The organism is Mycobacterium kyogaense, from assembly GCF_036946525.1.
Classification (GTDB): Bacteria; Actinomycetota; Actinomycetes; order Mycobacteriales; family Mycobacteriaceae; genus Mycobacterium; species Mycobacterium kyogaense_A.
The window spans coordinates 112,254-125,829 of sequence record NZ_JAQIIY010000003.1 but is presented as its reverse complement, the minus strand read 5'-3'; the positions used below and the strand labels follow the sequence as shown (position 1 = coordinate 125,829).

Here is a 13,576-nt window from a genome sequence, read left to right as displayed (position 1 = left end):
GCGTCCCGTACGGTTTGGGCATGGCTGTGCATCTGACGCGGATCTACACCCGGACCGGCGACGACGGGACCACAGGCCTCAGTGATTTCAGCCGGGTGTCCAAGAACGACCCGCGGTTGGTGGCGTACGCCGACTGTGACGAGACGAACGCCGCGATCGGCGTCGCGGTCGCTCTGGGGCACCCCGATGAACGCCTTCTCGAGGTACTCCGCCGCATCCAGAACGACCTGTTCGACGCGGGCGCGGACCTGTCCACGCCCGTGGTCGACAACCCGCAGTACCCGCCGCTGCGGATCCAGCAGAGCTACATCGACCGTCTCGAGACATGGTGCGACAAGTTCAACGAGCCCCTGCCAGCGCTCAACTCGTTCGTGTTGCCCGGCGGCACAGGGCTCTCCGCACTTCTGCATGTCGCGCGCACGGTCGCGCGGCGCGCCGAACGATCCGCGTGGCTGGCGGTCGACGCTCACGGCGACTCGATCAGCGTGCTCCCGGCGAAGTACCTGAACAGATTGTCCGACCTGCTGTTCATCCTGTCGCGGGTGGCCAACCCCGATGGCGATGTGCTGTGGCGCCCGGGTGGTCCGGCTCAGTAACTGCGTCGACGCGCTCGGGGTGAAGGTCGCGATTCGACCCACGAGGTGAATGCGGTCAGCGCACCACGATCGAGGGCGATTTCGTATCCCCGGCCACGGTCGGGCACGACGTCACGCAGCTCGAGGACCACGATCTCGTCGGTCATGATGTCGAACTCGTCGCCGCGCGGAGGCCGTCGCGACACGACTTCCAACCCCCGGCGGCTGAGTGTCCGATCGGGCCACCACCGGAGGCTGGAGACTCGATAGAACTGCGCCTCGCCACCGCGATACCGCATCACACCGTGGCGCCAACCGTGGCCGCCGATGGCCGGCACGTCACGCAGGATCGCTGCAGTACCGCCCACCTGGCGTAGCTTCCACAACCGGTAGCTCAGTGCGATGACGGCCAGCAGAAGCACGCTGACCAGCGCGACCATGAACAGCATGGACGCGCTCATCGCCGGTCAGTCCAGCTGGCCGAGGGCGCGCAGCCGCGCCCTGCCCCATGCCGCCGTCCGCTCGTCGTCGGATTCGGAATCCTGCTTGGCGTCGTCGGCGTTGATCTCGTCTTCGAACTGTGCGTTCTCGACCAGGATGCGGACGGTCTCCTCCGTCACCGACAGGAAACCCCCGTCGACGGCGATCCGCAGATCGTCCTCACCGTCCCGCTCGACCCGCACCATCGCATCGTCGACGAGCTGGGCTACGAGCGGAATGTGCCGGGGCAGGATGCCGATCTCACCCGCGGTGGTGCGGGTGAACAGGAAGGACGCCTCGCCCTTCCAGAGTTCACGTTCCACGGCGACGATCTCGACGTTCATCTCCGCCATGTCACACCACCTTCCGTACTGCCGTCAGAGCGCTCATCACAGCTTTGCGCCGAGGCTTTCGGCCTTCTTCGCCAGGTCATCGAGACCACCGATCAGGAAGAACGCCTGCTCGGGCAGGTGATCGAAGTCGCCCTTGGTGAGCTTGTCGAAGGCCTCGATGGTCTCCTTGAGTGGCACCGTCGAGCCCGGCTGACCGGTGAACTGCTCGGCCGCCATCATGTTCTGGCTCAGGAAGCGCTCGATACGACGCGCCCGGTTCACCAGCTGCTTGTCCTCTTCGGCGAGTTCGTCGATACCGAGGATGGCGATGATGTCCTGAAGGTCCTTGTAGCGCTGCAGGATTCGGATGACTTCCTGCGCGACGCGGTAGTGCTCGTCACCGACGACGGCCGGGTCGAGGATCGTCGAGCTCGATGCCAGCGGATCCACGGCCGGGAAGATGCCCTTCGAGAACACCGTACGAGAGAGCTCGGTGGTCGCATCCAGGTGCGCGAAGGTGGTCGCCGGCGCCGGGTCGGTGTAGTCGTCGGCGGGCACGTACACGGCCTGCATCGAGGTGATGGACTTACCGCGGGTCGAGGTGATGCGCTCCTGGAGCTCACCCATCTCGTCGGCCAGAGTCGGCTGGTAGCCCACCGCGGACGGCATACGTCCGAGCAGCGTCGACACCTCGGAACCGGCCTGGGTGAACCGGAAGATGTTGTCGATGAACAGCAGCACATCCTGGCCCTGCTCGTCGCGGAAGTACTCCGCCATGGTCAGCGCCGACAGCGCGACACGCATACGCGTGCCCGGCGGCTCGTCCATCTGACCGAACACCAGCGCGGTGTCCTTGAGCACGTTGGCGTCCTCGAGCTCGACCCACAGGTCGTTGCCCTCGCGGGTGCGCTCACCCACGCCGGCGAACACCGAGGTACCACCGAAGTTGCGGGCGATGCGGTTGATCATCTCCTGGATGAGCACCGTCTTGCCCACGCCGGCACCGCCGAACAGGGCGATCTTTCCGCCGCGCACGTACGGGGTCAGCAGGTCGACGACCTTGAGGCCCGTCTCGAGCATCTCGGTACGAGGCTCGAGCTCGGAGAAGGCCGGCGGCTTGCGGTGGATCGACCAGTGCTCGAAGTCCTTGCCGTAGCCGGGCTCGTCGAGGCAGTCGCCCAGGGCGTTGAACACGTGGCCCTTCACGCCGTCGCCGACGGGCACCGAGATCGAGTTGCCGGTGTCGGTCACCTCGACGCCGCGGACAAGGCCGTCGGTGGGCTGCATCGAAATCGTGCGCACCAGGTTGTCACCGAGGTGCTGCGCGACCTCGAGGGTCAGCGTCTTCGACAGCTCCTTGTAGGAGATCTCGGCGTGCAGCGCGTTGAACAGCTCGGGCACGGAACCGCGGGGGAACTCCACGTCCACCACCGGGCCGGTGATACGAACCACGCGACCGGTGGTCTCCTTGGTGCTTTCCTTGGACTTCTCTTCTGCGGGTGCGCTCATTTTTCTTCGCTTCCTAACCGATGCTGCTGGAGGTCATTTGGCGTCGGCCAGCGCGTTGGCGCCGCCGACGATCTCGCTGATTTCCTGGGTGATCTGTGCCTGCCGCTCGCGGTTGGCCGCCAGGGTGAGGGACTTGATCAGATCGTCGGCGTTGTCGGTGGCCGACTTCATGGCGCGCCGGCGGGAGGCCGACTCCGAGGCAGCCGCCTCGAGCAACGCGGCGTAGACGCGGGTGGCCACGTAGCGCGGCAGCAGCGCGTCGAACAGCGTTTCCGCGTTGGGCTCGAACGTGAACAGGGTGCGGGGGCCGTCGTCGGGACGATCGTCCTCGACGTACTCCACCACCATCGGCGCGATCCGGCGTGCCGCTGCGCTCTGGGAGAGCATCGACTTGAACTCGGTGAACACGATGTGGAGTTCGTCGACGCCGAGCACGCCGTCGGCGCCGGCGTCCTCACCGTCGTCGTCGGCACCGGCCATGAACGCCGACACCAGGGTCTCGGCGATCTCCTTCGCGTTCTCGTACTCGGGACGCTCGGAAAAACCGGTCCAGGACTCGACGACCTCGCGTTGCCGGAAGTTGTAGTAGCCCAGCGCCTTACGCCCGACGACGTAGAGCACAGGCTCCTTGCCCTCGTCACGCAGCAGGGCGAAGAGCTCCTCGGACTGCCGCAGCACGTTGGCGTTGTACGCCCCGCACAGACCGCGGTCCGAGGACACCACCAGCACACCGGCCCGGCGACGGTTCTCCCGCTCGACGAGCAGCGGGTGATCCAGCGCGCTGGCACTCGCCAGCTCGGTCAGCATGTTGGTGATCTCGGTGCTGTAGGGCCGAGCCGCTTCGACTCGGGCCTGCGCCTTCGAGATTCGCGAGGTCGCGATCAGCTCCTGTGCCTTGGTGATCTTCTTGATCGACCCGGCGGAACGGATGCGCCCCCGAAGCTCGCGCAGTGTTGCAGCCATCTAGCTCTCCAGACCCTTTCGGTCCAACGTCGTTGTCGGTCTTACTTCTTGGCCGGCTTGCGAACCTTGACGGACTCTTTCTCGACGTCCTCTTCGTCCATCGCCTCGGTCTTGTCGTCGACCGCGACCGAGCTTCCGTCCGTGGCGGAGAAGCCCTTCTTGAACTCGTTGATGATGTCGCTGACCTTGTCCTGCTCCTCTTCCGGGAACTTCTTGCTCTCCCGGATGCTGTCGAGGATTCCGCTGTGAGAGCCCTTGATGTGCTCCAGCAGTTCGGATTCGAAGCGAGCGACGTCTTCGACGGGAACCGAGTCGAGGTGGCCACCGGTGCCGAGGAAAATCGCGATGACCTGATCCTCGACCGAGTACGGCGTGTACTGCGGCTGCTTGAGCAGCTCGACCAGGCGAGCACCGCGGTCAAGCTGGGCCTTCGAAGCGGCGTCCAGATCCGAGGCGAACGCGGCGAACGACTCGAGCTCGCGGTACTGCGAGAGCTCCAGACGCAGCGAGCCCGCCACCTCTTTCATCGCCTTGATCTGAGCGGCGCCGCCGACGCGCGACACCGACACACCGACGTTGATGGCCGGGCGCACACCCTGGTTGAACAGGTCGGACTCCAGGAAGCACTGGCCGTCGGTGATCGAGATGACGTTGGTGGGGATGAACGCCGAGATGTCGTTGGCCTTGGTCTCGATGATCGGCAGACCGGTCATCGAGCCGCCGCCGAGCTCGTCGGACAACTTCGCGCAGCGCTCCAGCAGCCGCGAGTGCAGGTAGAAGACGTCACCGGGGAACGCTTCGCGACCCGGCGGACGGCGCAGCAGCAGCGAGATCGCGCGGTAGGCGTCGGCCTGCTTCGACAGATCGTCGAACACGATCAGCACGTGCTTGCCGTCGTACATCCAGTGCTGGCCGATGGCCGAACCGGTGTACGGCGCAAGCCATTTGAAGCCAGCGGCGTCGGAGGCGGGGGCCGCGACGATGGTGGTGTACTCCATCGCGCCACCCTCTTCGAGGGCCCGCTTCACCGAGGCGATCGTGGTGCCCTTCTGGCCGATCGCGACGTACACGCAGCGCACCTGCTTGCTCGGGTCGCCGGTCTCCCAGGCTTCGCGCTGGTTGAGGATCGTGTCGACCGCGACCGCTGTCTTACCGGTCTTGCGGTCACCGATGATGAGCTGGCGCTGGCCACGGCCGATCGGGGTCTGGCTGTCGATGGCCTTGATGCCGGTCTGCAGCGGCTCTGACACGCCCTGACGCTGCACCACCGAGGGCGCCTGCAGCTCGAGCGCACGACGGGCGTCGGCCTCGATGTCGCCCTGGCCGTCGATCGGCTGACCCAGCGGGTTGATGACGCGACCGAGGAACTTGTCGCCGACGGGCACCGAGAGCACCTCGCCCGTGCGCTTGACCTGCTGGCCCTCTTCGATCTTCTCGAACTCACCGAGGATCACGGCGCCGACGGTGTGCTCGTCGAGGTTCAGCGCGACACCGAGCACGCCACCGGGGAACTCGAGCAGTTCCTGGGTCATGACCGAGGGCAGGCCTTCGACGTGAGCGATACCGTCGCCCGCGTCGACGACCGTGCCGATCTCTTCACGGTCGGAGTCGGCGGCGAAGGAGGAGACGTAGTCCTCGATCGCGCCCTCGATGTCAGAAGCCGAGATTGTCAACTCTGCCATGGGTTCGTCTTCCTACCTTCGTGTTTCGTTGCTGGGAGTTCTGGGCCGGTCAGTCCGGCAGGCCCGTGCGGGCCGCTGCCAACCGGGAGGAGATGGAGCCGTCGATGACCTCTTCGCCGACGGTGATGAGGAGTCCGCCGAGGATGGCGGGATCGACGTCGAGCTGCACCGACACGTCGGTGCCGTAGATGCGGCTGAGGACTTCGGTCAGACGCGTCCGCTGCGAGTCGCTGATCTCGGTCGCGGCAGTGACCTCCGCAACCGCTTCGCCGCGGCGGGACACCGCCAGCTCGGCGAGATCGGCGACGGCTGCATCGGCGAGCCCACCGCGCAGCAGCCGGACGGTCTGAGCCAGCAGCGCCGCGGTGGTGTCGTTGACTCCCCCGCCGCCCTCGACGACCTTGTTCAGCAGCTCGATCCGCTTGTCGGCGGACACCGTCGGATCGGACAGCAAGCGGTTAAGCCGCGATTCCGCGTCGAGCACTCGGCCCACACGGAACAGCTGCTCTTCGACCTCTTCGCTCTGTTCGTTGCGCTCCGCGCGGACCAGCAGTGCCAGCCGGGCGACGTGCTCGAGGGCGTCGACGAGGTTCCCGTCGGTCGACCAGCGCTGTGCCACAGCGGTTTTGAGCAGATCGACAGACGCCTCGGCGAGCTTGTCGGCGAACAGGCGCTCGACCAAGCGCTCCTTGGCGGCCGGATCGTCGGCGGGCTCGGCGAGATGGGTGTTGAGCGCGTGCTCCTTGGTCAACAGTGTGGCGACCGAGGTGAGCTCGTCGGCCAACGTCGTCAGGCCGTCCGCGTCGGCACCATCGGTGACCGACTCGAACTTCTTGACGACCTCGGCGAGAGCTTCCCGGCTGGCGGCACGCAGATTGAGCGGGGCGCCAGCCTCGAGAACGGCCGGGGACGGTGCCATGTCGTCGAGTTGGTCGAGAAACCGGTCCACCGAAGCGGCCTGCGCATCGTCGTCGGCAAGCTGATCGCGAATGATCTGCTCCGCCTTGTCCACCGACTCCAACCCCAGCTGCTGACGCAGGCCACGGATGGTCTGCTGACGGAGCAGCGAAACCTGTTGGTCGCCTTGCGCTTTGATGCGCTCGGCTTCGGTGCCGGCCTGCTCGCGCAGCTGTTCGGTGATCCGCGACGAATCGGCACGAGCCTCCTCGGTCAGCTTCTCACCGCGGCTCTTGGCCTCTTCGACAGCCTTGGCGTGCTCCGCGTCGGCGTTCTCCAGCTTGTCGGCGGCGGCCTTGCTCTCCATGAGCGCGGCACGCACCGCTTCCTGCTGGGTGTTCATCAGCTTGCGGACCGGCGGGACCACCCATTTGACGATGATCGCCACGATGATCACGAATCCGACCAGCTGTCCGATGAAGGTGGACATCAGCGCCTCTCGCTTGCGGTGCCGTTGACGTCGACGCCGAGGATCCGGCTGGCGAGGGTGGTCGACAGACCGTCGACCGACGACTGCAACTCCTCGTTGGTCGACTCAGCGTTGCGCTCCAGCTCGGCGTTGGCCGACTGCAGCTTCTCCGACACCTCGTTACCTGCCTCGGCCCTGGCCTCGTCGACCGCTTGGCGACCCTCTGCGCGGGCCTCGTCGCGGATCGACGCGGCCTCACTGCGCGCCTTGGCCATGGTCTCTTCGTAATCCGCCTGGGCAGCCGCCGTCAGCTCAGCGGCCTTCCGGTTGTCGGCAGCGGTCTTGGCGAGCATCGCCTCGCGCTCGGCCAACACCTTGCTCACCGGAGGCACCACCCATTTCCAGATCACGCCGAGCACGATCAGGAAGATGAGCAGGACGAAGAAGAAGGTGCCGTTGGGGATCAGGAAGTTACTGGTCCCCCCGCCTCCTTCTTCGGCTGCCAAGACCCGTGCGGTGGTTTCACCCATGACGACGAGTTAGCCGCCGACCGGGGTGGCGAACACGAACAGCGCCATGAAGGCCAGGTTGATGAAGTAGGCCGCCTCGACCAGACCAACGGTGATGAAGAACGGGGTGAACAGCCGACCCTGCGCCTCCGGCTGCCGGGCGATGCCCGAGATCAGGGCGTTACCGGCGATGCCGTCACCGATGCCTGCGCCGATCGCGCCGCCGGCCATGATCAGACCACCGCCGATGAGCGCACCTGCAGCGATAGTGGGATCCATTGCTTATCCTCCTTGATAACTGGCTGTCGGTTGTCGCCAGATTCTGTTGGGTCTTACGGGTACTGCGGTCTCAGTGAGCGGTGGCCGCCGCGCCTTTCTTGGCGTGGTCGGAGTCGTCGTTCTCGTCGTGCTTGGCGTCGTGGTCGCCGTGATCGAGCTCCATCGACTGTCCGAAGTACAGGATCGTCAACAGGGCGAAGATGAATGCCTGGATGAGGCCGATGAAGAGGTCGAACGACTTCCAGATGGCGTTCGGCAGCCACAGAATCCAGGCGGGGAACAGCGCGATCAGGCCGACCATGATGCCGCCGGCGAAGATGTTGCCGAAGAGTCGCAGCGACAGCGAGATCGGCTTGGCGATCTCTTCCACGATGTTGATCGGCGCGAGGAACGCGACGTGACCCTTCGCGACCTTGATGGGGTGGCCGATGACACCCCGGCGCCACACGCCCGCGGCGTGGTAGCAGAGGAAGACGAACAGAGCCAGCGCGAGCACGAAGTTGATGTCCGAGGCAGGCGGCTTGATCAGCTCGGTGGTGACGCCCTCGGCGTCGGTGTACTGCACCGGCAGCACCGACAACCAGTTGGCGAACAGGATGAAGCAGAACAGCGCCACCGCCAGCGGGAGCACGAACGGCGCGATCCGCATCCCGATCGCGCTCTCCACCTGGTTGCGCATCTGGATGGTGATCGCCTCGAAGAACAACTGGACACCGCCGGGCACGCCGGTCGACGTCACCTTGGCGCGCAGGAAGAACGCGAGCGCGATGACGATGATGCCGGCAATTGCGGTCGACAAGACGGTGTCGACGTTGACCGTCAGGCCGAACCACTTCTGTTCGATGTGGTGACCGACCTCGAGGGCGAGAACGCTTTGAGTCATCTACGAATCAGTCCTTGAGCTATCCGTCGGTGGGCGTCGAGGTGTCAGCAGCGGGCGCCGCGGCATCGGCATCACCGGCGCGCAGCTTCTTGAGAACGGGCAGGGAGGTGCTCATCACGAGAACCACCTGGAACAGTGCCAGACCGAACAGCACGCCGAGGCCCATCGGTCGAAAGACGAACGCGATGGTCAGCCCGACGGCGGTGATCGCGAGCAGCCGCGATGCCGAATTGAGCGCCATCTTCTTCTTCAGCGGATGGTCGTCGGCGGTGATCGACTCGACCGCGCGACGGACCAGCAGGGCGTTGGTCAGCCCCAGCGCCATGCCGATCGCGAAGAAGGCACCGAAAAGGGGATATCCGACCAGTGCCGCGGCGACCGTGATGAGGCCGGAGACGACCGCGCAGATCACGAACAGCCGGATCGGCCGGAAAGCCACGGACGGGAACACCAACGGCGCGTCCTGCGCTGGCGTCGTCACTGTGTCACCTCAATCCCACGGTCATATCGTGTGAGCGTCGTCTCGTTGATCCTGTGAGCGTCCGTAGCGTATCGGAGGGCGACGGGCGCGCGGGAATCACCCAAGAGGTAGCTCCTGAATCGGTCGATCTGTCGGTCGTGTGTCCGCCCCGATCGACACCCAGAAATCTGGGAATCGATGGTTCGGAGGCCGGCAACCCGCGAGGTTTTTTCGGGTTCTAACTGAACCCTAACACATGGTGAGAGCCACAAAAGGAGGCCTACTACTTTTTGTCGTATACCTCGTGCGCCGGGGTGTCCACGGCATCCTGACCGTCGGTGTCGCGCCGTCTGAGCAACGGAATCAGCGTCACCACGCCGGCCACCACGATGGCACCCGCCATGACCGCGGCGGTGTACCGCGGGTCGAAGAAGATCGTGCTCGCCGCGCCGAGGGCGACGATGCCGACCCACACGTAGATGAGCAGGACCACCCGTCGGTGCGAGTGCCCGATCTCGAGCAGGCGATGGTGCAGGTGCATCTTGTCCGGGCTGAACGGACTCAGGCCCGCGCGGGTCCTGCGGATGATCGCGAGCAGCATGTCCAGCGCGGGCACGAACATCACCGCGACCACGAGCAGGAACGGCGACAGCAGAGCGAACACGTCGCGCGCGCCGTAGGCCGTCTGCGAGATGGGTCCTGCCGCGGTGGTGGAGGCGGCCGCGAGCATCAACCCGATGAGCATCGAGCCGGAATCCCCCATGAAGATCCGGGCCTTGTGGAAGTTGTGTGGCAGGAAGCCCAGGCACGCCCCGGCCAGCACCACCGAGATCACGGCGGGCGGATAGAACAGCACGTCGCCGCCGTGGTCGTGCAGCAGCCCGACGGAGAAGATGCAGATCGCCGACGCGGTGATCAACCCGAGTCCGGCGGCCAGCCCGTCGAGGCCGTCGACGAAGTTCATCGCGTTGACGATCGCGACGGTCAGCGCGAGCGTGAGAAGGATCGAGGCGACCTGGTCGAGCACGATGGTGCCGACCCCGCCGATCGGGATGTAGAGCACGCTCCACGCCACGCCCATCGTCACCATCACGCTCGCCGCGGTGATCTGGCCCGCGAACTTGGTCAGCGCGTCGAGTCCCCACCGGTCGTCGATCAGCCCGACGACCATGATCAGACCGCCCGCGACGACGACGGCAGGCAAGCCCGAGGAGTACACGAAGCCGCGGGTCAACGCCGGCAGCTGGGAGGCGAGCAGGACGGCGAAGACCACTCCGACGTACATGGCCAGACCGCCCATGCGCGGTACGGGCTGCACGTGCACGTCGCGTTCGCGGGGGTAGGCGACCGCTCCCCAGCGGGTGGCGAGCACCCGCACCCACCCGGTGGCGAGGTAGGTGATGATCGCCGCGGTCAGGCCGACCAGTGCCAGCTCGCGCAGCGGCACTCCCGCCCCGCGGTCGGTCAGCGCCAGCAGCGTGGTCGACATCGTCAGTCCGCCGCGTCAGTCCGTGATCGCGGTCAGTGACGCGGCGTCGACACCGAGCACCCCCGCCACGGCGTCGAGAGAGACCGGGCCCTGCCGCAGGACGCGGGGATGTGCGCCGGTGAGGTCGACGATCGTCGATGCGGCCTGCGCTTCGGCCGGACCGCCGTCGAGGTAGACCTCGACGAGGTCGCCGAGTTGGTCGCGGGCCTGCTGGGCGCTGACGGACGCGGGACGGCCCGAGATGTTCGCGCTCGACACCGCCAGGGGGCCGACCTCGCGGAGCAGTTCGATCGCCACGGGGTGCAGGGGCATGCGCAGCATCACGGTGCCGTTCGCGTCGCCGAGATCCCACTGCAGCGACGGCGCCTGACGCACCACCAGGCTCAACGCTCCGGGCCAGAACGCCCGGATGAGTTCCTTCGCGCTCTGCGGCACGGAGTACACGAGACCGTCGATGGTGTGCCACGAGCCGACCAGCACCGGCACCGGCATGTCGCGGCCCCGGCCCTTGGCCGCGAGCAGCGCTGCCACGGCCGCGCTGTCGAACGCGTCGGCGCCGATTCCGTAGACGGTGTCGGTGGGCATCACCACCAGCCGGCCGCCCTTGAGCGCGCTGATGGCGGACGCGATCCCGATGCCACGCTGTTCGGGGTCGTCGCAGTCGAACATCTCGCTCACGTGAGCCAGCCTCTCACTCGTCGCGCACGGCTGTCACGAAGCGTGGCCGCCCGGTGAGGTCGTGTCGAGCCGTCACGTCGGTGAATCGTCCGGCGCGGATGAACGCGTCGACGGTGCGCGCCGAGGTGGTGTCGTCGTGTTCCACGGCGCAGGAACCACCCGGGCGCAGCAGGCGCGCCGCGACGTCGGCGATGCGGTCGATCACAGCCATCCCGTCCGGGCCTCCGAACAGTGCATGCGACGGATCATACTGCGCCACTTCGGGTTCCAGCTGTGCGCCGACAGGGATGTACGGCGGGTTGGCCACCAGCAGATCGACGGTCCCGTCCAGGTCGGCGAGTACACCGGGTGCGGTGACATCGGCGGACACCACCTCCACCGAGGTGCCCTCGGCGTTACGACGGGTGTAGCGCAGCGCATCGGGCGAGTCGTCGACGGCCACCACCCGGGCGCGGGGACTGCAGCTCGCCAGCGCGAGCGCCAGCGCACCCGAACCGGTGCACAGATCGACGATCACCGGCTCGGCCGGCAGCCGCTGGGCCAGTGCCCATTCCAGGAGCGCCTCGGTCTCCGGACGCGGGACGAACACCCCGGGTCCGACGTGCACCGACACCGGGCCGAGAGCGGCCGTGCCCGTGAGGTGCTGCAGCGGGACGCGCTGAGCCCGGCGGGCGACCAGCACGGCGAACCGCTGCGCGAAGTCGGCGTCGGGAACGGTGAAACCGACCATCCCCCGCTGAGCGCCCGCGACGTGTGCGGCGAGCAGTTCGGCGTCGACCCTGGGCGACCCGACCCCGGCGGCAGCCAACTGGTCCGCGGCGTCGTCGATCAACCGACGCATCGTCGCAGGGCCGCCGGCCACGTTCACGACGCGCTCTGCAGCTTCGCCTGCCGGTCGGCCGCGGCCAGCGCGTCGAACAGGGGGTCGAGCTCGCCGTCAAGGACCTGGTCGAGGTTGTGGGCCTTGAAGTTGATCCGGTGATCGGCGATCCGGTTCTCGGGGAAGTTGTACGTGCGGATGCGCTCGCTGCGGTCCACGGTGCGGATCTGGCTGGCTCGGTCGGCCGACGCATCGGCCTGCGCCTGCTCCTCGGCCAGCGACTGCAGCCGGGCAGCGAGCACCTGCATCGCCCGCGCCTTGTTCTGCAGCTGAGAACGTTCGTTCTGGCATGTCACGACGATGCCGGTGGGCAAGTGGGTGATGCGGACGGCGGAGTCGGTGGTGTTGACGCCCTGGCCGCCCTTGCCCGAGGAGCGGTAGACGTCGATGCGCAGATCGGATTCGTCGATCTGGACCTGCTCCACCTCTTCGGGTTCCGGATACACCAGCACGCCCGCTGCGGAGGTGTGCACTCGGCCTTGCGACTCGGTGACCGGCACGCGTTGCACGCGGTGCACACCGCCTTCGAATTTCATTCGCGCCCACACACCGTCGGCGGAATCGCCCTTGCTACGGATCGAGAGCGTCGCGTCCTTGTAGCCGCCCAGGTCGGAGGCGGTCTCGTCGAGCATCGTCACGGTCCAGCCGTGCCGCTCGGCGTATCGGACGTACATTCGGGCCAGATCCGCGGCGAACAGCGCGGACTCCTCGCCGCCCTCGCCGGACTTGACCTCGAGCACGATGTCGTCGGCGTCGTGGGGGTCGCGCGGCGCCAGCAGGTCGGACAGCGTGGTCTCGAGCCGCTCGACCGTCTCCGTGAGCTCGTCGACCTCCCCGGCGAACGACGGGTCATCGGCGGCGAGCTCCCGGGCGGTCTCCAGGTCACCGCGCGCAGCCTCCAGCTTGCGGTGGGTGGCCACGATCGGCGAGATCTGGGAGAAACGGCGCCCCACCTTGCGGGCCATGGCCGGATCGGCGTGCAACTCGGGTTCGGAGAGGCGCTGCTCGAGTTCGGCGTGCTCCGCCAGGATGGCGTCGACCGCCGTCGCGGTGTCGCTCATCTCGCCTCCGTTCCGAATAGATGTACCCCGCTCATGAAACGGCGCCCGGCCTGCGCAGTGTGCAGCAGATCGGGCGCCGTTCGGTCAGCTATTTGTCGCCGGAAGCCTCGGCAGACTTGGTGCGCTTGCCGTAGCGCTTCTCGAAGCGTGCGACGCGGCCGCCGCTGTCGAGGATCTTCTGCTTACCGGTGTAGAACGGGTGGCACTGCGAGCAGACCTCGACGGTGATGTTGCCGCTCTTCTTCGTGCTGCGGGTGGTGAAGCTGGCACCGCAACCACACAGCACGGTGGTCTCGACATAGTCCGGATGGACGCCTGTTTTCATGGTTTCCTCTTCGATCATGGGCCCCGGGTCGCCCCTCCCGCGTCGGGAGGTATCGGCGTGAACCGGAACCGAGGTGTAGGCACCCGGCCGGAGAGGCCGGAAGGC

Annotated in this window: 16 protein-coding genes; 1 reads left to right on the top strand and 15 read right to left on the bottom strand. The window is 66.8% G+C overall.

From position 1 onward, the window contains the following. Positions 1 to 20: 20 nt before the first annotated feature. Positions 21 to 596: a cob(I)yrinic acid a,c-diamide adenosyltransferase gene (locus PGN37_RS00840; RefSeq protein ID WP_335329122.1), complete on the top strand. Its 576-nt coding sequence runs from the start codon at positions 21 to 23 to the stop codon at positions 594 to 596. Here the strand turns inward: PGN37_RS00840 and PGN37_RS00835 are convergent. From PGN37_RS00835 to rpmE, 15 genes are all read right to left on the bottom strand, one after another. After that, positions 590 to 1,036 (bottom strand): DUF2550 domain-containing protein, encoded by a 447-nt coding sequence (locus tag PGN37_RS00835; protein ID WP_335329121.1) that lies wholly within the window; start codon positions 1,034 to 1,036, stop codon positions 590 to 592. The genes PGN37_RS00840 and PGN37_RS00835 overlap by 7 nt on opposite strands. Before the next feature lie 6 nt (positions 1,037 to 1,042). Continuing rightward, positions 1,043 to 1,408 (bottom strand): F0F1 ATP synthase subunit epsilon, encoded by a 366-nt coding sequence (locus tag PGN37_RS00830; protein WP_335329120.1) that lies wholly within the window; start codon positions 1,406 to 1,408, stop codon positions 1,043 to 1,045. A 36-nt stretch (positions 1,409 to 1,444) separates the two neighbouring features. Continuing rightward, entirely contained in the window at positions 1,445 to 2,896 is a 1,452-nt protein-coding gene (gene atpD / locus PGN37_RS00825; RefSeq protein WP_048422046.1) for a F0F1 ATP synthase subunit beta, read from the bottom strand. Positions 2,897 to 2,929: 33 nt separating this feature from the next. Further along, positions 2,930 to 3,859: a F0F1 ATP synthase subunit gamma gene (locus PGN37_RS00820; RefSeq protein ID WP_335329119.1), complete on the bottom strand. Its 930-nt coding sequence runs from the start codon at positions 3,857 to 3,859 to the stop codon at positions 2,930 to 2,932. Between the two features lie 41 nt (positions 3,860 to 3,900). Then, positions 3,901 to 5,541, bottom strand: a complete 1,641-nt coding sequence (atpA, locus tag PGN37_RS00815) for a F0F1 ATP synthase subunit alpha (RefSeq protein WP_335329118.1) — start codon at positions 5,539 to 5,541, stop codon at positions 3,901 to 3,903. A gap of 49 nt (positions 5,542 to 5,590) precedes the next feature. After that, positions 5,591 to 6,928: a F0F1 ATP synthase subunit B/delta gene (locus PGN37_RS00810; RefSeq protein WP_335329117.1), complete on the bottom strand. Its 1,338-nt coding sequence runs from the start codon at positions 6,926 to 6,928 to the stop codon at positions 5,591 to 5,593. Beyond that, the gene (locus PGN37_RS00805) at positions 6,928 to 7,437 is read right to left on the bottom strand and encodes a F0F1 ATP synthase subunit B (RefSeq protein WP_335329116.1); all 510 of its coding nucleotides are present in this window, start codon (positions 7,435 to 7,437) and stop codon (positions 6,928 to 6,930) included. The genes PGN37_RS00810 and PGN37_RS00805 overlap by 1 nt, the downstream gene beginning before the upstream one ends. 9 nt (positions 7,438 to 7,446) lie before the next feature. Continuing rightward, a complete protein-coding gene (locus tag PGN37_RS00800; protein WP_046361386.1) occupies positions 7,447 to 7,695 on the bottom strand; it encodes a F0F1 ATP synthase subunit C in 249 nt (82 codons plus the stop codon). Positions 7,696 to 7,765: 70 nt separating this feature from the next. Beyond that, the gene (atpB, locus tag PGN37_RS00795) at positions 7,766 to 8,578 is read right to left on the bottom strand and encodes a F0F1 ATP synthase subunit A (RefSeq protein ID WP_335329115.1); all 813 of its coding nucleotides are present in this window, start codon (positions 8,576 to 8,578) and stop codon (positions 7,766 to 7,768) included. 19 nt (positions 8,579 to 8,597) lie between these two features. Next, positions 8,598 to 9,059 (bottom strand): ATP synthase subunit I, encoded by a 462-nt coding sequence (locus PGN37_RS00790; protein WP_335329114.1) that lies wholly within the window; start codon positions 9,057 to 9,059, stop codon positions 8,598 to 8,600. Between the two features lie 262 nt (positions 9,060 to 9,321). Further along, positions 9,322 to 10,527 (bottom strand): glycosyltransferase family 4 protein, encoded by a 1,206-nt coding sequence (locus PGN37_RS00785; RefSeq protein ID WP_335329113.1) that lies wholly within the window; start codon positions 10,525 to 10,527, stop codon positions 9,322 to 9,324. Positions 10,528 to 10,542: 15 nt separating this feature from the next. After that, positions 10,543 to 11,205, bottom strand: a complete 663-nt coding sequence (locus PGN37_RS00780) for an L-threonylcarbamoyladenylate synthase (RefSeq protein ID WP_335329112.1) — start codon at positions 11,203 to 11,205, stop codon at positions 10,543 to 10,545. Positions 11,206 to 11,218: 13 nt separating this feature from the next. Continuing rightward, positions 11,219 to 12,046, bottom strand: a complete 828-nt coding sequence (gene prmC / locus PGN37_RS00775) for a peptide chain release factor N(5)-glutamine methyltransferase (protein WP_335329218.1) — start codon at positions 12,044 to 12,046, stop codon at positions 11,219 to 11,221. Positions 12,047 to 12,069: 23 nt separating this feature from the next. Beyond that, positions 12,070 to 13,146, bottom strand: coding sequence for a peptide chain release factor 1 (prfA, locus tag PGN37_RS00770; RefSeq protein ID WP_335329111.1), 1,077 nt, complete (start codon positions 13,144 to 13,146; stop codon positions 12,070 to 12,072). 88 nt (positions 13,147 to 13,234) lie between these two features. Further along, positions 13,235 to 13,471, bottom strand: coding sequence for a 50S ribosomal protein L31 (gene rpmE, locus PGN37_RS00765; RefSeq protein WP_335329110.1), 237 nt, complete (start codon positions 13,469 to 13,471; stop codon positions 13,235 to 13,237). Between the last annotated feature and the right edge of the window lie 105 nt (positions 13,472 to 13,576).